The following is a 20,465-nucleotide window of genomic DNA, read 5'->3' on the forward strand; positions in this document are numbered from 1 at the left end:
AAACAAAAACGCCCCGACCAAAGTCGGGGCGTTTTCATTTGCAGCTTAGGCTTAGCGCGGGAATGCTGGCGGGTTAACCCCGGCCATGTCTTCCATCACGCGGATAACCTGGCAGCTGTAGCCGAACTCGTTGTCGTACCAGACGTACAGAACAACGCGGTTGTCCTGAACGATGGTCGCTTCAGCGTCGACCACACCGGCGTGGCGCGAGCCAACGAAGTCGGTGGAGACCACTTCCTGCGAATTGACGAAGTCGATTTGCTTGTGCAGATCGGAGTGCAGCGCCATGTAGCGCAGGTACTCGTTCATCTCTTCACGGGTGGCGGCTTTCTCAAGGTTGAGGTTGAGAATGGCCATCGACACGTTTGGCGTCGGAACGCGGATCGCGTTACCGGTCAGCTTGCCGGCCAGCTCAGGCAGGGCCTTGGCAGCAGCGGTAGCAGCACCGGTCTCGGTGATAACCATGTTCAGTGCGGCGCTACGGCCACGGCGATCGCCCTTGTGGAAGTTGTCGATCAGGTTCTGGTCGTTGGTGTACGAGTGAACGGTCTCGACGTGACCGTTGATGATGCCGAACTTGTCATTCACAGCTTTCAGCACCGGCACGATGGCGTTGGTGGTGCAGGAAGCGGCGGAGACGATCTTGTCATCAGCGGTGATTTCACCGTGGTTGATACCGTGAACGATGTTCTTCAGCTTGCCTTTGCCAGGTGCAGTCAGAACAACGCGGTCGATACCCGGGCACTGCAAGTGCTGACCGAGGCCATCAGCGTCACGCCATACACCGGTGTTGTCCACCAGCAGCGCGTCTTTGATGCCGTACTGGGTGTAATCCACCTCGGTCGGGTTCTTCGCGTAGATCACCTGGATCAGGTTACCGTTGGCGGTGATGGTGTTGTTTTCTTCGTCGATGGTAATGGTGCCGTTGAACGAACCGTGTACCGAATCGCGACGCAGCAGGCTGGCGCGTTTGGTCAGGTCGTTGTCGGCGCCTTTGCGCACGACGATGGCACGCAGACGCAGACCGTCGCCACCACCGGTTTTCTCGATCAGGATGCGCGCCAGCAGACGGCCGATACGACCGAAGCCGTACAGTACAACGTCGGTGCCTTTGCGGGCCGAAGCGTTTTGCTGGCCAACCACGTCAGCCATTTCTTCACGCACGAACTGCTCGGCACTGCGGCCATTGCCTTCGCTGCGGAATTTGAACGCCAACTTGCCCAGGTCTACCGAAGCCGCGCCGAGCTTGAGCTCGCTCATGGCTTTAAGCAGAGGGAATGTTTCGTGGACGGAGAGTTCGCTGTCGTCGGAAGAGCGGTGGCGCGCAAAGCGGTGAGCTTTGAGAATCGCGATGACAGACTGGTTGATCAGGCTGCGGCCATAGATCGAGCTCACCACGTTGTTATTGCGGTAGAGCTGACCGATAAGCGGAATCATCGCTTCTGCGAGTGCTTCACGGTCGATCCATTCACCAAGACACTGGTCGGGCTTCTGAGTCACGGTAACCTTCCACATGTAGGGGCAGAAAAAAGGGGCTACATTATGCCGCTCGCAACCTCTTGTAGCAATGTGCGCTTGTCGCGAAAACGGTAACAAAATTCCATTCGAAAAAATAACGCTCCTCGCGAGCCCAGTAAAACCGGGGCTTCCAGCGCAGTCAATTTTTCGACGACTGTTAGACGATGTCTGTAACCCTCCGTAACACCGAGCACTTTCGGCACTACATAACCACTAAAAAAGTGCTCGTTTTTATGGTTACCACTACATTTCGCCGAAACAGCGAAGATAGACGTAGTCTGCAACTGACAGGCAGTACCCGACGCCGCTACAATTACCGACTTTGTCGCAAAGCCTGGAGCTCAACCTTCCGTGCCTGTTCTGCGTCTACCGCTACTCCCTGCCGAAGCAGGTAAACAGCATTGGGGCAATTTGCCCGGTGCTGCCCTCAGCCTGGCGATTGCCGAGGCTGCCAGCGCTGCCAAGCGCTTCACCCTGCTACTGACCGCCGACAGCCAGAGTGCCGAACGGCTGGAACAGGAGCTGAGTTTCTTCGCCCCGGATTTGCCCGTTCTGCATTTCCCCGACTGGGAAACCCTGCCTTACGACCTGTTCTCGCCGCACCAGGACATCATTTCCCAGCGCATCGCCAGCCTATATAGGCTGCCGGAGCTGGAACATGGCGTGCTGGTGGTGCCGATCACCACGGCATTGCACCGATTGGCGCCGACCAAGTTTCTGCTCGGCAGCAGCCTGGTGCTCGATGTCGGGCAGAAGCTTGATGTCGAACAGATGCGCTCGCGGCTCGAAGCCAGCGGCTATCGCTACGTCGACACGGTTTATGAGCACGGCGAGTTCACCGTGCGCGGCGCGTTGATCGATCTGTTCCCAATGGGCAGCAAACTGCCGTATCGCATCGACCTGTTCGATGACGAAATCGAAACCTTGCGCACGTTCGACCCGGAAAACCAGCGCTCCATCGACAAGGTCGATTCGGTCAAGCTGCTGCCCGCCCGTGAGTTTCCCCTGCAGAAAGACGCGGTGACCCGCTTCAAGGCGCGCTTTCGTGAGCGTTTCGATGTCGACTTCCGGCGCTGCCCGATCTTTCAGGACCTGAGCAGCGGCATCACCCCGGCCGGTATCGAGTACTACCTGCCGCTGTTCTTCGACGAAACCTCGACCCTGTTCGATTACCTGCCGCAAGACACGCAAGTGTTCTCGCTGCCCGGCATCGAGCAAGCGGCAGAGAATTTCTGGAACGACGTGCGCAATCGCTATGAAGAGCGGCGCGTCGACCCATCGCGTCCTTTATTGCCACCCGCGGAATTGTTCCTGCCGGTGGAGGACTGCTTTGCTCGCCTGAAGAGCTGGCCGCGCGTGGTCGCCAGCCAACAAGATGTCGAAAGCGGTGCCGGTCGCGAGCGCTTCCCGGCGCAAGCCCTGCCCAATCTGGCGATCGAAGCCAAAGCCACGCAACCGCTGGCGGCACTGGCAGGTTTCCTCGATGAATTCCCTGGGCGCGTGCTGTTCACTGCCGAATCCGCGGGTCGTCGCGAAGTGCTATTGGAGTTGCTCGAACGTCTGAAGCTGCGGCCGAAAACCGTGGACAGCTGGCCGGATTTCGTTGCAAGCAAGGATCGCCTGGCGATCACCATTGCCCCGCTCGACGAAGGCCTGATGCTCGACGAGCCGGCGCTGGCACTGATCGCGGAAAGTCCGCTGTTCGGTCAACGCGTGATGCAGCGTCGTCGCCGCGAGAAGCGTGCCGACGGCAACAACGATGCGGTGATCAAAAACCTTACCGAGCTGCGCGAAGGTGCGCCGGTGGTACACATCGATCACGGCGTCGGCCGCTACCTCGGTCTGACCATTCTGGAAATCGACGATCAGGCTGCCGAATTCCTCACCCTCGAATACGCCGAGAACGCCAAGCTCTATGTGCCGGTGGCCAACCTGCATCTGATCGCGCGCTACACCGGCAGCGACGATGCGCTGGCCCCGCTGCACCGCCTCGGCTCCGAGACCTGGCAGAAAGCCAAGCGCAAAGCCGCCGAACAAGTGCGTGACGTTGCCGCTGAACTGCTCGATATCTATGCCCGTCGTGCCGCTCGCGAAGGTTATGCGTTCGCCGACCCGAAAGCCGATTACGCGACGTTCAGTGCCGGTTTCCCGTTCGAAGAAACGCCCGATCAACAAACCACCATCGAAGCTGTGCGTGCCGACATGCTCGCGCCGAAACCGATGGATCGTCTGGTCTGCGGCGACGTCGGTTTCGGCAAGACCGAAGTGGCGATGCGCGCGGCGTTCATCGCCGTACACGGTGGCCGCCAAGTGGCGATTCTGGTGCCGACCACCCTGCTCGCCCAGCAGCACTACAACAGCTTCCGCGACCGCTTCGCCGATTGGCCTGTGACCGTGGAAGTGATGAGCCGCTTCAAGTCGGCAAAGGAAGTGAATGCGGCGATCGCCGATTTGGCCGAAGGCAAGATCGACATCGTCATCGGCACGCACAAGCTGCTGTCCGATGACGTCAAAATCAAAAACCTCGGGCTGGTGATCATCGACGAAGAACACCGCTTCGGTGTCCGTCAGAAAGAACAGCTCAAGGCCCTGCGCAGCGAAGTCGACATTCTCACGCTGACCGCCACGCCGATTCCGCGCACGCTGAACATGGCGGTGTCGGGCATGCGCGACCTGTCGATCATCGCCACGCCGCCAGCGCGACGCCTGTCGGTGCGCACCTTCGTCATGGAGCAGAACAAGAGCACGGTCAAAGAAGCTCTGCTCCGTGAACTGCTGCGCGGCGGCCAGGTTTATTACCTGCACAACGATGTGAAAACCATCGAGAAATGCGCCGCCGACCTCGCCGAACTGGTACCGGAAGCGCGAATCGGCATCGGCCACGGGCAGATGCGCGAGCGTGAACTCGAACAGGTGATGAGCGACTTCTACCACAAGCGCTTCAACGTACTGATCGCCTCGACCATCATCGAGACCGGCATCGACGTGCCGAGCGCCAACACCATCATCATCGAGCGCGCCGACAAGTTTGGCCTGGCGCAACTGCACCAGTTGCGTGGTCGTGTCGGCCGCAGTCACCACCAGGCATACGCGTACCTGCTGACGCCGCCGCGCCAGCAAATTACTTCGGACGCGGAAAAGCGTCTGGAAGCGATCGCCAACACCCAGGACCTCGGCGCCGGTTTCGTGCTGGCGACCAACGACCTGGAAATCCGTGGCGCCGGCGAACTGCTCGGCGATGGCCAGAGCGGGCAGATTCAAGCCGTCGGCTTTACGCTGTACATGGAAATGCTTGAGCGCGCGGTGAAGTCGATCCGCAAGGGCGAGCAACCGAACCTCGATCAACCGCTCGGCGGTGGCCCGGAAGTCAATCTGCGCGTGCCTGCGCTGATTCCGGAAGACTATTTGCCGGACGTTCACGCGCGTCTGATTCTGTACAAGCGCATTGCTTCGGCAACCGATGAGGAAGGCCTGAAGGATCTGCAAGTCGAGATGATCGACCGCTTCGGTCTGTTGCCGGAACCGACGAAGAATCTGGTACGCATCACGGCGTTGAAGTTGCAGGCCGAGCAATTGGGCATCAAGAAAGTCGATGGTGGCCCGCAAGGTGGACGTATTGAGTTCGAAGCGCAGACGCCGGTCGATCCGATGACGTTGATCAAACTGATTCAGAGCCAGCCAAAACGCTACAAATTCGAAGGTGCCACGATGTTCAAGTTCCAGGTGCCGATGGAACGCCCGGAAGAGCGCTTTAATACTGTAGAGGCGCTGTTTGAGCGCCTCCTCCCGAAATCTGTTTGAAGGACGCCAAATGCGCCTGTTTCGTTCACTGACCTTGCTACTCACTCTGGTGGCGCCTTCGGCCTTTGCCGATGACCTGTATCAGGTCGAAATGATTTTGGTACGCCAGAATGCCGTGCCAGCCATCGTCAGCCGTGCCGCGCCAGAAGATTGGGCTGCCGGTGCCCAGCGTTTGGGCGATGACAGCAAACGCACGCCTGCGCTCAATGACATTGTGACCAAGCTCACTGCCAGCGGCGACTACAGCGTACTGATGCACAAGGCCTGGCAGCAGACCCTCGGTGAGTCGCCGGCAAAAGTCGCGGTCAGCGAAGGTCAGGAGCAATTCGGCCAGTTCCCGATCGAAGGAACGCTGGGGATGAAGCTCGGCCGTTTCACCGACGTGAGCGCCGACTTCTGGGTCAATCAGATCGACGCTAACGGCATGGTCACCGCCAGTGAACGCCTGAAACAGGACAGCCACACCAAAAACGGCCAACTCAACTATCTCGACAACGGTCACCTCGCCCTGCTGATCAAGATCACTTCCCTGACCGCGCCTGCGCCACGGGAAGCGCCTGAAGCGATTCCGGACTGATCGAAGTCCTTATGAACCCGCCGCTGAGTAAACCGTTGGCACCCTCCTGGGTCAGCCGATTCAAAGAGCAGAGCCTGGAGCGTGGCCGCCGCTACGCCCTGGAAAACCGGGTACGCATCGCCCAGGTCGGCGATGCGACGATTACCGCCAGTTGCGAAGGCTCTGGCGGTAACGTCTACCGTCAGACCATTCATCTTCGTGAGTCAGCCAAAGGCACCCTGCTGCTGGTCGATGCCGGCTGCACCTGCCCGGTTCGCACCAACTGCAAACACTGCGCAGCGGTGCTGCTGAAAATTCAGGAAACCCTCGAATACCCCGCCGCCGCCAAAGACGCCGAGTTGCTGGAAAAACTTCAGGCTGTGCTGGAAAACCGCAACCCGAAAGCGCCGCCGCAAGTGCTGGTCGACAACGTACAACCACTGCCACGCCTGTGGCTGGCCAGCGTCGAATTCAGTGCTTTCGAACCGCGCAACGGCAAGATGCAGCGCTATATTCAACATCGCGCGGCGCTGTCGTTCAGCTATCTGGACGAATACGTCAGCGGACAGAAAAACAGCGACATCCTGATTCGTCAGGAGACCCAGACACTACGGATAAAACGCCACCCGGAAGTCGAACAGTCCTACCGCGAACAGTTACGCATCCTCGGTTTCCGCATCGCTACGCGCCAAAGCAAAGCGCTGCCGGAAAGCGCTGGTGAGCTGTATGAAATGGTCAACGACAGCGCCTGGCTGACCTTCACCCTCAACGATCTGCCGAAGCTGCGCAGCCAAGGCTGGGAATTGCAGATCGACGAAGAATTCGGCTTTGACCTGACCGCCGTGGATGACTGGTACGCCACGGTCGAACAGGCGCCGGAGCGCGATTGGTTTGATCTTGAGCTGGGCATCATCGTCAACGGTGAGCGCCTGAGTCTGCTGCCGATCCTGCTCAACCTGATGCGCTCACACGCGGAAATCCTCAACCCGGAACGCCTTGCGCGCCGTCGCGACGACGAGCTGATTCTGGTCAACGTGCCGCAACGCAACCTTGAGCACGGGCCGCTGCAGGTTGCTCTGCCACTGGGTCGATTGAAACCGGTGCTGGCGACTTTGGGCGAGTTCTATTTGCAGGAACCGGGCGAAACCACGCTGCGCTTGAGCAAGGCCGACGCCACGCGACTCAACTCGCTGGATGGCCTTCCGCTGCTGTGGGAGGGTGGCGAGCAGATCCGCACATTTGCCCAACGCCTGCGCGACATTCGTGATTTCAGCGCGCAGGCGCCAGAGGGCTTGAACGCGACGCTGCGCCCGTATCAGCTCGAAGGTCTGAGCTGGATGCAATCGCTGCGGCAACTGGAAGTCGGCGGGATTCTCGCGGATGACATGGGCCTGGGCAAAACCCTACAGACGCTGGCGCATATTCTCAGCGAGAAAAATGCCGGGCGCCTGGACCGTCCGTGCATGGTAGTCATGCCAACCAGCCTGATCCCCAACTGGCTCGATGAGGCGGCGCACTTCACGCCGCAACTGAAAGTAGTGGCGCTGTATGGCGCCAGCCGCAAGAAGCACTTCGACCACCTGGCTGATTTCGATCTGATCCTCACCACTTACGCACTGCTGCCCAAGGACGTCGAACGTCTGGTGAAGCAGCCGCTGCATGTGTTGGTGCTGGATGAAGCGCAGTACATCAAGAATCCGAACAGCAAAGCCGCTCAAGCCGCGCGCGAACTGAATGCGCGTCAGCGTCTGTGCCTGAGTGGCACGCCGCTGGAAAACCACCTGGGCGAGCTGTGGTCGCTGTTCCACTTCCTGCTGCCGGGATGGCTTGGCGACGTCAAAAGCTTCAATGCCGATTACCGGGTGCCAATAGAAAAGCGCGGCAGTGAAGTCAGACTTCAACACCTGAACGGTCGGATAAAACCGTTTCTGTTGCGCCGCACCAAAGAACAAGTGGCCACCGAACTGCCGCCAAAGACCGAAATCATTCAATGGGTCGATCTCAACGAAGCCCAGCGCGACGTGTACGAAACCATGCGCTTGGCGATGGACAAAAAAGTCCGCGACGAGATCACCCGCAAAGGCGTGGCGCGCAGTCAGATCATCATTCTTGAAGCCTTGCTGAAACTGCGTCAGGTCTGCTGTGATTTGCGTCTGGTCAACGACGCCACTCTTCCCGCTCGCGGCAGCACCTCGGGCAAGCTCGACAGCTTGATGGAAATGCTTGAGGAGTTGTTCGAGGAAGGTCGGCGGATTTTGCTGTTTTCGCAGTTCACCTCGATGCTGTCACTGATCGAAGATGAATTGAAGAAACGCAATGTCGCCTATGCGTTATTGACTGGCCAGACCCGCGATCGGCGTACGCCGGTGAAGGAATTCCAGAGCGGCAAGCGTCAGATCTTTCTGATCAGCCTGAAGGCCGGCGGTGTTGGCTTGAACCTGACAGAAGCGGACACGGTGATTCACTACGACCCGTGGTGGAACCCGGCGACCGAGAATCAGGCGACGGATCGCGCTTACCGGATTGGTCAGGAGAAACCGGTTTTCGTTTACAAGATGATTGCCCGGGGCACGGTGGAAGAGAAGATTCAGCACCTGCAAAAAGAAAAATCCGACTTGGCAGCAGGCGTGCTGGATGGGCGCAAGGCTGGGGACTGGAAGTTGCAGAGCGATGATATTGAAGCGCTGTTTGCGCCGTTGCCGGACAAGCGCGAAAAGCGTTGAGATCTGCTTGCCAGATAGATAGTGATCGCGAGCAGGCTCACTCCTACAATGATCCGTGGCAATCACAAATCCCCTGTAGGAGTGAGCCTGCTCGCGATGGGGTCGACTCGGTCTCAGGCAAGGATCAGCCCTTGAGCACCCGCGCCAACGTCGACTTCACCTTGCCCATCCCGTCATGCAGCGCCTGCTCGATCTCGGCCATGGTGATCACTTCCGTGGTCTTGCCCGCTGCCGGGTTCACTACCAGCGACAAACAGGCGTAGTCCAGTTCCAGTTCGCGAGCCAGCACCGCTTCCGGCATACCGGTCATGCCGACGATGTCGCAACCATCACGCTCCAGACGCACGATCTCCGCCACAGTCTCCAGGCGCGGGCCTTGCGTGCAGGCGTAAACGCCCTGATCGCTGAACTCACAACCTTCAGCGGCCAGCGCTGCAATCAATTGCTGACGCAGCGGTTCGCTGTAGGGGAAGCTGAAGTCGATGTGCGTGACATGCTCCAGATCATCGGCGAAATAGGTGTGCTCGCGACCACTGGTGTAGTCGACGATCTGGTGCGGCACACAAAAATGCCCGGTGCCCATGGCCGGGTGAATCCCGCCGACGGCATTCACCGCGATAATCGCTTCGGCGCCGGCCTGCTTCAGCGCCCACAGGTTGGCGCGGTAATTGACCTTGTGCGGCGGAAAGCGATGCGGGTGGCCGTGACGGGCAAGAAACAGCACTTCCTTGCCGGCGTATTCGCCAATCTGTACATCGGCCGATGGCGCGCCATAAGGCGTGTCCACCGCCAGCGATTGACGAATGCTCAGGCCTTCAAGCTGGGTCAGGCCGGTGCCGCCGATGATTGCGTAAACCGTCATAGCGAAAATTCCTTAATCGATCAGTTGAGCGTCTTTGAGCGCGCCGATGGCGGTGAGCCAGCGCGGATCCTGGCGATAATCGGTGCTGGCAAACGCCTGACCGCGCATGCGCGCGATGCGGGCAGATGGTTTGACCTTCATGCGCTGGGCAGCACTGAGGGCAAGCTCGGCAGCAGCGCGGTCGTTGCACACAAGGCCCATGTCGCAACCGGCCGTGAGTGCAGCTTCGATACGACTGGCGGCGTCGCCAACCACATGGGCGCCGGCCATCGACAAGTCGTCGCTGAAGATCACGCCGTCGAACTGCAACTCGCCGCGCAGAATGTCCTGCAACCAGCGACGGGAGAAACCGGCGGGCTGCGAATCGACTTGCGGATAGATAACGTGGGCCGGCATGACGGCGGCCAGTTGCTTGCTGAGTCTGGCGAATGGCACCAGGTCGTTGGCACGGATTTCGTCGAGGCTGCGCTCGTCGTTCGGGATCGCGACGTGGGAGTCCGCCTCTGCCCAGCCGTGGCCGGGGAAGTGCTTGCCGGTGGCGGCCATACCGGCACTGTTCATGCCGCGAATAAACGCACCGGCAAGCAATGCGGCACGTTCAGGATCACCTTCGAACGAACGGGTGCCGACCACGGCGCTGCGCTGGTAATCCAGATCGAGCACCGGGGCGAAGCTCAAGTCGAGGCCGACGGCTAATACTTCGGTCGCCATGATCCAGCCGCACTGCTCGGCGAGGTATTCGGCATTCGGGTTGTCGGCGATGGCGCGCATGGCTGGCAAGCGAACGAAACCTTGACGCAGACGCTGCACGCGCCCGCCCTCTTGATCCACGGCCAGCAGCAGATCCGGACGAACCGCACGGATGGCTGCGCTGAGTTCACGCACCTGGCGCGGATGCTCGATATTGCGCGCAAAAATGATCAGGCCGCCCACTTCGGGCTGACGCAACAAATGGCGATCTTCGGCCGTCAGCCAGGTACCGGCGACGTCCACCATCAACGAGCCTTGCAGGCCAGCAGTCATAGAGATTCCTTGAAAACGAAAAACCCGATCCACAGTAAATCGCCACCGTGAGCAATGCTCGACAGGTTGGCAATTTCCATGGAGATCGGGTTCAGAACGAGAGTCGGCATGGGCGGCTAGCTTAGCGGATACAAGCTGCCGCGCCCACCCGTGCGCGGTTAAACCTTGGCGGCGACCGGCGTTGATTTGCTGCGCGGGCGCAGTTGTGCGGTGGCCATGGCCGCGTCGGTAACGCCGGTTTCAGCGCGCATGCCCGCCGCTAGGAACGGCACCATCAGGCGCATGACTTGCTCAATGGAAGTGTTGACGCCGAAATCGGTCTCGGCGATCGCGCGCAAAGCCTTGATACCGGACATGCTGAACGCGGCGGCACCGAGCATGAAGTGCACGCGCCAGAACAACTCGATGGGCGGAATGCGTGGCGCAGCTTCGTTGACCAGCAACATATAGCGGCGAAATACCTTGCCGTACATGTCTTCCAGATAACGCCGCAAGTGGCCTTGGCTCTGGCTGAATGCGAGGCCGAGCAAGCGCATGAAAATCGACAGGTCGTTGCCGCTGCGTGGCTGCACCACAAGGGCTTGCTCGACCAGTATTTCCAGCAGTTCTTCGAGGGTCGGCTTGTTTTCAGGCTTGGCCTGACGGCGCTCCAGCTCTTTATCGAGACTGATGCAGAACGGCCCGAGGAAACGCGAAAAGACCGCCTGGATCAGCGCTTTTTTCGAACCGAAATGATAATTCACCGCTGCCAGGTTGACGCCAGCCTTGCTGGTGATCAAACGCAATGAGGTTTCAGCGAAACCTTTCTCCGCGAACAACTGCTCGGCAGCATCAAGAATGCGTTCAACGGTTTCCGACTGGGCCATGGCTACTCCGCCTGACAAACACTTGTTTGAAACATACGTTTCAGCCTGTGCGTTGTCAAGCCTGCCGGTTCGTTTTGGGAATGGTCGGTCAGCTATTTAACCACACAAGCCCGATGCATTAATAAGCACAGCGGCCGACCGTCTGGCGGCCTGCAAAAAAACGGGCATTGCCAAGACCGTTTCACTGTATATAATCCCAGTCACTGTATAAAAAGACAGAGCGATCAATATGCTAAAGCTGACGCCACGCCAAGCCGAGATTCTGGCCTTTATCAAACGCTGCCTCGAAGACAACGGCTACCCGCCAACCCGCGCGGAAATCGCTCAGGAACTGGGCTTCAAGTCGCCCAATGCTGCTGAAGAGCATCTCAAGGCCCTCGCTCGCAAGGGTGCCATTGAAATGACCCCTGGCGCCTCTCGCGGCATTCGCATCCCTGGTTTCGAGGCCAAGGCCGACGACTCGACGCTGCCGATCATTGGCCGAGTCGCCGCCGGTGCGCCAATTCTCGCCCAGCAGCACATCGAAGAATCCTGCAACATCAATCCCACCTTCTTTCATCCGCGCGCCGACTATCTGTTGCGTGTACACGGCATGAGCATGAAGGACATCGGCATTTTCGACGGTGACCTGCTCGCGGTTCACACCACCCGCGAAGCGCGCAACGGTCAGGTTGTCGTCGCCCGGATCGGCGATGAAGTGACTGTCAAACGCTTCAAGCGTGAGGGCAGCAAGGTCTGGTTGATCGCCGAAAACCCTGAGTTCGCTCCCATCGAAGTCGACCTGAAAGATCAGGAACTGGTGATCGAAGGCTTGAGTGTCGGCGTCATCCGCCGCTAAAGGAGGCTTTATGCAGTTCCCACACACACCTCAGCAAACACAACTGCCGTTGTTCGAAGCGTTTCTGGCGCAACCGATGGCGCCGATCCTGAAAGAAGTGGTCGAGCGTCCCTGGAATGCCGAACCCGACGTATTCAGTGAGCTGTCACTGCGTGGTGCCGCCGGGAACTGCCTGAACCTGCTTGCCCCGATCCTGCGCGAACTTAGCGAGGATCAGGATGCACGCTGGCTGACACTGATCGCGCCACCTGCGAGCCTCACACAAACGTGGTTGCGCGACGCTGGCCTGAATCGCGAACGCATCCTGCTGCTCCAACCACGGGGCACGCAAAGCGCTCAACAATTGGCGTGCGAAGCCCTGCGTCTGGGTCGCAGCCACACTGTCGTGACCTGGCTCAACCCACTGAACGCAAGTTCACGGCAACAGTTGATCAGCGCTGCACGCACGGGCGACGCTCAAAGCCTGAACATTCGACTAGGTTGATTTGATTTACGAGTGACGTGCGCTGCGTGAGGCGCAGGGCTTCTCCAGGGACAGAGAAGCCGATCTGATGCGGTAAAGACAGAAAACCGAAAAGCAGGCGCGGATCAATGAAGAACCCGCGTCCCCTCATCCTTATCAAACTCACCTTCGATCATTCGACCTGCCATCTGCACGCCGACGCTCAACATCGCTTTGGCGATTTCCACGTGCTGGCCCTGAAGGAAAGTCTTGGCATCCTCGGAGAAATCCAAAGTCACCAGAGAACCCTCGTCCTCAGCCCTGCGCAGTTCGATTCGGCCGTCTGGTAGCTCTACAATTTCTAGAAAGGACGTTGGCATATAGGTCTGTTCTCCACGAAAGGCAGGGATTATATAGACATCATTCAGGCTTCGCTCGGGATCTTGACCAGCAGCATGTTTCAGATTGCCACCGTGTCAATCACGCTCAGCACTCATTCAACCCTTCGCGAAAACGCAGCGCCAAGCCTTTGAGGTTCTGCCGCCAGCTCTCCATCTCCTCCCGACTCAACTCTTCTGGTGTCTCTTCCTCGTCCAGATTTACGGCCTGAATCAGTGGCTGTGTCACATCGCCCTTGGGCTTGTGCGGCACACGTGGCGGTTGAAACAACGCCGAATGCGCCGCCAGCAGTTTTGCCAGCCAGGTTTCACAGTTGCCCGCCAGCTCGATCATTTCAGCCAGCTCGGGAATCGCGATCGAATCCAGTACTTCACGGGTCAGCAACATCTCTGCGCGCGGCGCGTTGGCCTGCGGCAAACGGTAGAAACCAGCGATCTCATGGCAAAGACCCAGCAAAGCTCCGTACAAGTGAAACAACGCTGATTCACGCCCGGCCTGAATCAGCGCCAGTGAGTTCATCGCCCGCCCCTCTTCAGCGCGCGCCAAGGCTTCCAGCGACAGTCCGGCGAAATAGATCTTCTGATTGGTACGGGTATAGAGTTCGTGAGCCATGACGGCGCTCTCCACAACGAAATAATTGCTTCACACAGGCCGGACAGTGTCGTGGATCAGCCGAGTACACCGCAAGCACAAAACAAAAAGGCCGCATGAAAACCCGAGGGTTCTCATGCGGCCTTTTCAGTATCGGACTAGCGCTTACTCAGCCTTGGCCTTTGCGCTGCGCTTGTCTTCAACCGTCCACTTGCCACCGTCGTAGTAAGCCTTCCAACCGGTAGGCTTGCCGTCAACTTCGGTCTGCACGTATTGCTCCTTGGTCTTGCGGCTGTACCGGATCACCGCTGGCAGACCGTCAGGATCTTTCTTCGGCGCATCGCACAGGAAGTGGTACTTCGGATCGATCTCATCCTTGTGCGGCACGATCTCGATCACCAGCGGAGCACGAGTCTCGCGGTTTTTCGGGAACTGGCTGGCGGCGAGGAACAGACCGGACGCACCGTCGCGCAGGATGTAGGTGTCGTTGACCTTTTCGCATTTCAGCTCAGGCATCTTCACCGGATCCATCTTCGGCGGCGCCGCATCACCGCTCTTCAGCAGTTTGCGGGTGTTCTTGCACTCAGGGTTGGTGCAACCGAAGAACTTGCCGAAGCGGCCAGTCTTGAGTTGCATCTCGCTGCCGCACTTGTCGCATTCCAGGCTCGGACCTTCGTAGCCTTTGATGCGATAACTGCCTTCTTCGATTTCGTAGCCGGCGCAATCCGGGTTGTTACCGCAGATGTGCAGCTTGCGCTTCTCGTCGAGCAGATACGCATCCATCGCCGTGCTGCAGATCGGGCAGCGATGTTTGCCGCGCAGTACCAGCGATTCCGACTCACCTTCGTCGTCCGCAGCGATTTCATCGCCCGGCACCAGATTGACAGTAGCCTTGCAGCGCTCTTTCGGCGGCAGGCTGTAGCCCGAGCAACCCAGGAAAACGCCGGTCGACGCCGTGCGGATCTGCATCGGACGACCGCAAGTGGTGCACGGAATGTCGGTCATCACCGGCTGGTTGGCACGCATGCCGTTTTCCGGGTTTTCGGCTACTTCGAGCTTCTTCTTGAAGTCACCGTAGAACTCGTCCAGCACACTCTTCCAGTCGCGCTCGCCTTGAGCGACGTCATCGAGGTTCTCTTCCATGCCGGCAGTGAAGCCGTAATCCATAAGATTGGAGAAGCTCTCGGACAGACGCTCGGTAACGATGTCACCCATCTTTTCCGAGTAGAAACGACGGTTGTGCAGGGTCACGTAACCGCGATCCTGAATGGTCGAAATAATCGCTGCATAAGTCGAAGGACGACCAATGCCGCGCTTTTCCATTTCTTTAACCAGGCTGGCTTCAGAGTAACGCGCCGGCGGCTTGGTGAAGTGCTGCGTTGGATCAAGCTTGATCAGCTTCATCACGTCGCCCTGCGCCATATCAGGCAGAACGTCGTCGTCGCCAGGCTTGGCAATTTGCGGCATGACGCGGGTGTAACCGTCGAACTTGAGGATGCGGCCCTTGGCGCGCAGCTCGAAGTCGCCAGCACCTACGCTGACCGTCGTCGACAAGTATTGCGCCGGCAGCATCTGGCAAGCGAGGAATTGGCGCCAGATCAGCTCGTAGAGACGCTCGGCATCACGCTCCATGCCCGCCAGCTTGCTCGGAATGGTGTTGGCGTCGGACGGACGAATCGCTTCGTGAGCCTCTTGTGCGCCTTCTTTGCTGCTGTACACGTTTGGCGTTTCCGGCAGGTACTTCTTGCCGAACTCGTCTTCGATATAAGCACGCGCCATCGTCACGGCATCGGCCGAGAGGTTGGTCGAGTCAGTACGCATATAAGTGATGTAGCCGGCTTCGTATAGACGCTGGGCCATCATCATGGTTTTCTTCACGCCGAAGCCCAGGCGGTTACTTGCAGCCTGTTGCAGAGTCGAGGTGATGAATGGTGCCGACGGCTTGCTGCTGGTTGGCTTGTCTTCGCGCTTGACGATGCTGTAGCTGGAAGACTTGAGCTTCTCCAGCGCGGCCATGGCCTGGGCTTCGTTGAGCGGTTTAAAGGCCTCGGCCTTTTCGCGAGCCACTTCGAAACGTACGGTCGAGCCTTTGGTGGTGCCGAGATCGGCATGCACTTCCCAGTACTCTTCCGGGTTGAACGCACGAATTTCGCGCTCACGCTCGACCACCAGCTTAACCGCAACCGATTGCACACGACCGGCAGACAGGCCACGGGCGATCTTCGCCCACAGCAGCGGCGAGACCATGTAACCCACAACGCGGTCGAGGAAGCGACGCGCCTGCTGAGCGTTGACACGATCGATGTCCAGTTCGCCCGGCTGGGAGAACGCTTCCTGAATCGCCTTCTTGGTGATTTCGTTAAACACCACGCGCTTGTAGCGGCTGTCATCACCACCGATGGCTTCGCGCAGGTGCCAGGCAATGGCTTCCCCCTCGCGATCCAAGTCGGTTGCGAGATAGATGGTGTCAGCATCTTTGGCGAGCCGGCGCAGCTCTTCGATGACTTTCTCTTTGCCCGGGAGGATCTCGTACTTGGCTTTCCAGCCATGATCGGGATCGACACCCATACGCGAGACGAGCTGCTTGCGCGCTTTCTCTTTCGGCGAGAGCACCGGACCTTCGCCCGCAGCAGCCTTGCCGCGCTTGGCGGCTGGCTCTTTGCTGGCGCTAGCCGAACCGCTGGTGGGCAGGTCTCGGATATGGCCGATACTCGACTTCACCACGTATTGGTTACCCAGATACTTGTTGATGGTCTTGGCCTTAGCCGGGGATTCCACAATGACCAGCGATTTGCCCATGGATCAGAAAATTCCTGAATTCTAGAAGTGAAAGGCGGTTGGCGCCTGACGCGGCACCGCTATATATAGTTGATACAAGGTGAGGTCAAGCACAGGGTTCTGTGCGCACTCGCCTTATGGCTAGGAAAAAAGGCTCGGTTCGGCTTGCACCAAAGCAAAGCGCGGCACCTGCTCGCCGTCAACCTCGACCGACTCGAGAAACATACTCAGAGGGCGCACCCAAAAGCCGTAATCGCCATACAGGGCTTGGTAAAAGACCACTTCTTCTTCAGTCTCGGAATGCCGCGCAACATTGAATACACGGTACTGCGGACCTTTGTAATGTTGGTAGAGCCCAGGTTGTATCGGCATGCTTCGGCCCTCACTCAAATTTTTTCAAAAAAAAAACAAAAAAAACCACAAAAACAAAAACCGGGGCACTTGGCCCCGGCTTCCATCAACGAGACGCTTAAACGCGTTCGAAGACGGTGGAGATGCCTTGGCCGAGACCAATGCACATAGTAGCCACCCCGAAGGTGCCGCTATTCTGCTTCATCACGTTCAGCAAGGTGCCGGAAATACGGGCACCGGAGCAACCGAACGGGTGACCCAGGGCGATCGCGCCGCCATGCAGGTTAACCTTCTCGTTCATCTTGTCGAGCACTTTCAGATCTTTCAGCACTGGCAGAGCCTGCGCGGCGAAAGCTTCGTTGAGCTCGAAGAAGTCGATATCGTTGATGCCAAGACCCGCACGTTTCAGGGCTTTTTGTGTTGCCGGAACTGGACCATAGCCCATGATTGCCGGATCCACACCCGCCACTGCCATCGAACGGATCACCGCCATCGGCTGGATACCCAGATCCTGCGCACGCTGCGCCGACATCACGATCATGCACGAAGCACCATCGGTGATCTGCGACGAAGTACCAGCAGTCACGGTGCCGCCCTTTGGATTAAAGGCAGGCTTGAGGGCCGCCAGACTTTCCAGGGTGGTTTCCGGACGAATGGTTTCGTCGTAGTCGAACAGTTTCAGGAAACCGCTCTCGTCATAGCCCTGCATCGGGATGATTTCGTCTTTGAACTTGCCTTCCACAGTGGCCTTGTGGGCCAACTGGTGGGAGCGCACGCCGAAAGCGTCCTGCTGTTCGCGAGTGATGCCGTGCATCTTGCCGAGCATTTCAGCGGTCAGGCCCATCATGCCCGAGGCCTTCGCGGCGTACAGCGACATGTGCGGGTTCGGATCGACACCGTGCATCATGCTCACGTGACCCATATGCTCGACGCCGCCAACGACGAAGACGTCACCGTTACCGGTCATGATTGCCTGTGCAGCAGTGTGCAAAGCGCTCATCGACGAGCCGCACAGACGGCTGACAGTCTGGCCGGCCGAGGTGTGCGGGATCTGGGTCATCAGCGACGCCATGCGCGCAATGTTCCAGCCCTGCTCCAGGGTCTGGTTGACGCAGCCCCAGATCACGTCCTCGACTTCAGCAGGATCGACCTTGGCGTTGCGTTCCAGCAATTTGCTGATCAGGTGCGCCGACATGTCTTCGGCGCGGGTGTTGCGGTGCATGCCGCCCTTGGAGCGGCCCATCGGAGTACGACCGAAGTCGACAATCACGACGTCTCTTGGATTCAAGCTCATAAAATTTCACTCTCGCTCAAAAGTTGGGACGCTTAACCGAAGAACCGTTGGCCGGTTTTGGCCATTTCACGCAGCTTCGCGGTCGGGTGGTACAGCGCGCCCAAATCAGCGTACTGGTCAGCCAGGGCAACGAACTCGGCAACACCGATCGAATCGATGTAGCGCAGCGCACCGCCACGGAATGGAGGGAAACCAATGCCGTAGACCAGACCCATGTCGGCTTCGGCGGCAGTTTCAACGATGCCGTCTTCCAGGCAACGCACGGTTTCCAGGCACAGCGGGATCATCATCCAGTTGATGATGTCTTCGTCAGTGACTTCGCGCTGCTCGTAAACGATCGGCTTGAGCACTTCCAGCACCGATGGATCGGCGACTTTCTTCTGCTTGCCTTTCTTGTCAGCCTCGTAAGCGTAGAAACCCTTGCCGTTTTTCTGGCCCAGGCGCTTGGCTTCGTATAGCACGTCGATGGCCGAACGACGGTCATCCTTCATGCGGTCCGGGAAACCTTCAGCCATCACGTCACGACCGTGGTGACCGGTGTCGATGCCGACCACGTCCATCAGGTAGGCCGGGCCCATTGGCCAGCCGAACTTTTCCATGACCTTGTCGATACGGACGAAGTCCACACCGGCGCTGACCAGCTTGGCGAAACCGCCGAAATACGGGAACAGAACGCGGTTGACCAGGAAGCCCGGGCAGTCATTGACGACGATCGGGTTCTTGCCCATTTTCTTGGCGTAGGCAACGGTGGTGGCAACTGCCAGCTCGCTGGACTTCTCGCCACGGATCACTTCCACCAGAGGCATCATGTGCACCGGGTTGAAGAAGTGCATGCCGACGAAGTTTTCCGGACGCTTGAGGGCTTTGGCCAGCAGGCTGATGGAAATGGTCGAGGTGTTGGATGCGAGGATGGTGTCCTCTTTGACCTGGCCTTCAACTTCAGCCAATACGGCTTGCTTGACCTTCGGGTTCTCGACCACAGCTTCGACAACCAGATCAACGTGACCGAAGTCGCCGTAGGACAGGGTCGGACGAATGGCGTTGAGCACTTCAGCCATTTTCGCAGCGGTCATGCGACCTTTATCAACGCGGCCAACCAGCAGTTTGGCGGCTTCGGCCAGACCCTGCTCGATACCGTGCTCGTTGATGTCCTTCATCAGGATCGGCGTCCCTTTGGAGGCCGACTGATAAGCGATACCGCCGCCCATGATGCCGGCGCCGAGTACGGCAGCCTGCTTCACGTCTTTGGCGATTTCGTCGTAGGCCTTGGCCTTTTTCTTCAGTTCCTGATCGTTCAGGAACAGACCGATCAAGCTCTGCGCAGCAGAAGTCTTGGCCAGTTTGACGAAACCGGCAGCTTCGACTTCCAGCGCCTTGTCACGACCGAAGTTCGCGGCTTTCTGGATCGTCTTGATCGCTTCAACCGGCGCCGGATAGTTCGGGCCAGCCTGACCGGCCACGAAACCTTTGGCGGTTTCGAAAGCCATCATTTGTTCAATGGCGTTCAGCTTGAGTTTTTCAAGCTTCGGCTGACGCTTGGCCTTGTAGTCAAACTCGCCGGAGATGGCGCGCTTGATCAGTTCAAGGGCCGCTTCCTGAAGCTTCTCCGGGGCAACCACGGCGTCGACGGCGCTGACTTTCAGAGCGTCTTCAGGGCGGTTTTCCTTACCGGAGGCAATCCACTCGATGGCGTTGTCGACACCGATCAGGCGCGGCAGACGCACAGTACCGCCGAAGCCTGGGTAGATGCCCAGTTTGACTTCCGGCAGACCGATCTTGGCCTTGGTCGACATGACGCGATAGTCAGCCGCCAGGCACATTTCCAGACCGCCGCCCAGAGCGATGCCATTGATCGCGGCAACAGTCGGAACGTTGAGGTCTTCGAAATCGCTGAAGATCTTGTTGGCTTCGAGATTGCCAGCAACCAGCTCGGCATCCGGCAGCTTGAAGTTCTCGACAAATTCGGTGATGTCGGCGCCGACGATGAACACGTCCTTGCCACTGCTGACGATCACGCCCTTGATCGAAGCATCTGCCTTGATGGCGTCTACCGCCTGACGCAGTTCGTTCAGGGTTAGACGGTTGAACTTGTTGACGGACTCACCCTTGAGGTCGAATTTCAATTCGACGATGCCACTTTCAAGAGCTTTAACCGTGATGGCTTTACCTTCGTAAATCATCAACTGATCTCCACGATATGGAAGCTGAACAGTACACGTCGGACGCAGGCGAATGGCTTGGCAGGACGTTTTTTCGTCGATGCTAACGCCAATCCACCCGGCACACCCGCCAACGCGATAGTCGGGATTCTGTAGGAGCGGTCAGTAAGACAAACGCTCAATTCATACGCCCGTTTGATTTGGGTACGTCACCTTCACGGAATTTCCGACAATTGTCAATCGCCCAAAATACGGGTTGAAATG

At 58.5% G+C, this 20,465-nt stretch carries 15 protein-coding genes; 5 read left to right on the top strand and 10 right to left on the bottom strand.

Annotation, left to right across the window (positions count from 1 at the left end; all coding sequences use genetic code 11):
* Window positions 1–51: 51 nt before the first annotated feature.
* Window positions 52–1,515, bottom strand: a complete 1,464-nt coding sequence (locus tag JFT91_RS17045) for a glyceraldehyde-3-phosphate dehydrogenase (RefSeq protein ID WP_201226601.1) — start codon at window positions 1,513–1,515, stop codon at window positions 52–54.
* Between the two features lie 354 nt (window positions 1,516–1,869).
* Between JFT91_RS17045 and mfd the strand changes: the two genes are divergently transcribed.
* The 3 genes from mfd to JFT91_RS17060 are packed head-to-tail and all read left to right on the top strand — an operon-like array spanning window position 1,870 to window position 8,598.
* Window positions 1,870–5,319: a transcription-repair coupling factor gene (gene mfd / locus JFT91_RS17050; protein WP_201226602.1), complete on the top strand. Its 3,450-nt coding sequence runs from the start codon at window positions 1,870–1,872 to the stop codon at window positions 5,317–5,319.
* A gap of 10 nt (window positions 5,320–5,329) precedes the next feature.
* A complete protein-coding gene (locus tag JFT91_RS17055; protein WP_201226603.1) occupies window positions 5,330–5,896 on the top strand; it encodes a CsiV family protein in 567 nt (188 codons plus the stop codon).
* Between the two features lie 11 nt (window positions 5,897–5,907).
* Complete coding sequence (locus tag JFT91_RS17060; protein WP_201233192.1) at window positions 5,908–8,598, top strand: DEAD/DEAH box helicase; 2,691 nt, start codon at window positions 5,908–5,910, stop codon at window positions 8,596–8,598.
* A gap of 124 nt (window positions 8,599–8,722) precedes the next feature.
* On the opposite strand, the gene JFT91_RS17065 is transcribed toward JFT91_RS17060, so the two are convergent.
* From JFT91_RS17065 to JFT91_RS17075, 3 genes are all read right to left on the bottom strand, one after another.
* Window positions 8,723–9,460 (bottom strand): S-methyl-5'-thioinosine phosphorylase, encoded by a 738-nt coding sequence (locus JFT91_RS17065; protein ID WP_201233193.1) that lies wholly within the window; start codon window positions 9,458–9,460, stop codon window positions 8,723–8,725.
* Window positions 9,461–9,472: 12 nt separating this feature from the next.
* The gene (gene nagZ / locus JFT91_RS17070; protein WP_201226607.1) at window positions 9,473–10,483 is read right to left on the bottom strand and encodes a beta-N-acetylhexosaminidase; all 1,011 of its coding nucleotides are present in this window, start codon (window positions 10,481–10,483) and stop codon (window positions 9,473–9,475) included.
* A gap of 158 nt (window positions 10,484–10,641) precedes the next feature.
* A complete protein-coding gene (locus tag JFT91_RS17075; RefSeq protein WP_007910473.1) occupies window positions 10,642–11,349 on the bottom strand; it encodes a TetR/AcrR family transcriptional regulator in 708 nt (235 codons plus the stop codon).
* Window positions 11,350–11,578: 229 nt separating this feature from the next.
* On the opposite strand from JFT91_RS17075, the gene lexA reads away from it, so the two are divergent.
* Window positions 11,579–12,187: a transcriptional repressor LexA gene (lexA, locus tag JFT91_RS17080; protein WP_016775490.1), complete on the top strand. Its 609-nt coding sequence runs from the start codon at window positions 11,579–11,581 to the stop codon at window positions 12,185–12,187.
* Window positions 12,188–12,197: 10 nt separating this feature from the next.
* Window positions 12,198–12,671, top strand: coding sequence for an SOS-induced cell division inhibitor SulA (gene sulA / locus JFT91_RS17085; RefSeq protein ID WP_201233194.1), 474 nt, complete (start codon window positions 12,198–12,200; stop codon window positions 12,669–12,671).
* Between the two features lie 104 nt (window positions 12,672–12,775).
* Here the strand turns inward: sulA and JFT91_RS17090 are convergent, their stop codons facing one another.
* The 6 genes from JFT91_RS17090 to fadB form a co-directional block, all read right to left on the bottom strand.
* Entirely contained in the window at window positions 12,776–13,009 is a 234-nt protein-coding gene (locus JFT91_RS17090; RefSeq protein WP_201226609.1) for a hypothetical protein, read from the bottom strand.
* A gap of 106 nt (window positions 13,010–13,115) precedes the next feature.
* Window positions 13,116–13,640: a DUF6586 family protein gene (locus JFT91_RS17095; RefSeq protein ID WP_201226610.1), complete on the bottom strand. Its 525-nt coding sequence runs from the start codon at window positions 13,638–13,640 to the stop codon at window positions 13,116–13,118.
* A gap of 144 nt (window positions 13,641–13,784) precedes the next feature.
* On the bottom strand, window positions 13,785–16,418 hold the full coding sequence (gene topA / locus JFT91_RS17100; protein ID WP_201233195.1) for a type I DNA topoisomerase: 2,634 nt from the start codon (window positions 16,416–16,418) through the stop codon (window positions 13,785–13,787).
* 120 nt (window positions 16,419–16,538) lie between these two features.
* Complete coding sequence (locus JFT91_RS17105; RefSeq protein ID WP_201233196.1) at window positions 16,539–16,769, bottom strand: DUF1653 domain-containing protein; 231 nt, start codon at window positions 16,767–16,769, stop codon at window positions 16,539–16,541.
* Between the two features lie 97 nt (window positions 16,770–16,866).
* Window positions 16,867–18,042, bottom strand: a complete 1,176-nt coding sequence (gene fadA / locus JFT91_RS17110) for an acetyl-CoA C-acyltransferase FadA (RefSeq protein ID WP_201233197.1) — start codon at window positions 18,040–18,042, stop codon at window positions 16,867–16,869.
* 32 nt (window positions 18,043–18,074) lie between these two features.
* Complete coding sequence (gene fadB / locus JFT91_RS17115) at window positions 18,075–20,222, bottom strand: fatty acid oxidation complex subunit alpha FadB (protein WP_201226612.1); 2,148 nt, start codon at window positions 20,220–20,222, stop codon at window positions 18,075–18,077.
* Between the last annotated feature and the right edge of the window lie 243 nt (window positions 20,223–20,465).

Source organism: Pseudomonas sp. TH08 (assembly GCF_016651275.1).
Lineage (GTDB): Bacteria > Pseudomonadota > Gammaproteobacteria > Pseudomonadales > Pseudomonadaceae > Aquipseudomonas.

Coding starts and splice junctions, on each gene's coding strand:
- JFT91_RS17045 (WP_201226601.1), bottom strand. CDS start 1,515: ATGTGGAAGGTTACCGTGACTCAGAAGCCCGACCAGTGTCTTGGTGAA.
- JFT91_RS17055 (WP_201226603.1), top strand. CDS start 5,330: ATGCGCCTGTTTCGTTCACTGACCTTGCTACTCACTCTGGTGGCGCCT.
- JFT91_RS17060 (WP_201233192.1), top strand. CDS start 5,908: ATGAACCCGCCGCTGAGTAAACCGTTGGCACCCTCCTGGGTCAGCCGA.
- JFT91_RS17065 (WP_201233193.1), bottom strand. CDS start 9,460: ATGACGGTTTACGCAATCATCGGCGGCACCGGCCTGACCCAGCTTGAA.
- nagZ (WP_201226607.1), bottom strand. CDS start 10,483: ATGACTGCTGGCCTGCAAGGCTCGTTGATGGTGGACGTCGCCGGTACC.
- JFT91_RS17075 (WP_007910473.1), bottom strand. CDS start 11,349: ATGGCCCAGTCGGAAACCGTTGAACGCATTCTTGATGCTGCCGAGCAG.
- lexA (WP_016775490.1), top strand. CDS start 11,579: ATGCTAAAGCTGACGCCACGCCAAGCCGAGATTCTGGCCTTTATCAAA.
- sulA (WP_201233194.1), top strand. CDS start 12,198: ATGCAGTTCCCACACACACCTCAGCAAACACAACTGCCGTTGTTCGAA.
- JFT91_RS17090 (WP_201226609.1), bottom strand. CDS start 13,009: ATGCCAACGTCCTTTCTAGAAATTGTAGAGCTACCAGACGGCCGAATC.
- JFT91_RS17095 (WP_201226610.1), bottom strand. CDS start 13,640: ATGGCTCACGAACTCTATACCCGTACCAATCAGAAGATCTATTTCGCC.
- topA (WP_201233195.1), bottom strand. CDS start 16,418: ATGGGCAAATCGCTGGTCATTGTGGAATCCCCGGCTAAGGCCAAGACC.
- JFT91_RS17105 (WP_201233196.1), bottom strand. CDS start 16,769: ATGCCGATACAACCTGGGCTCTACCAACATTACAAAGGTCCGCAGTAC.
- fadA (WP_201233197.1), bottom strand. CDS start 18,042: ATGAGCTTGAATCCAAGAGACGTCGTGATTGTCGACTTCGGTCGTACT.
- fadB (WP_201226612.1), bottom strand. CDS start 20,222: ATGATTTACGAAGGTAAAGCCATCACGGTTAAAGCTCTTGAAAGTGGC.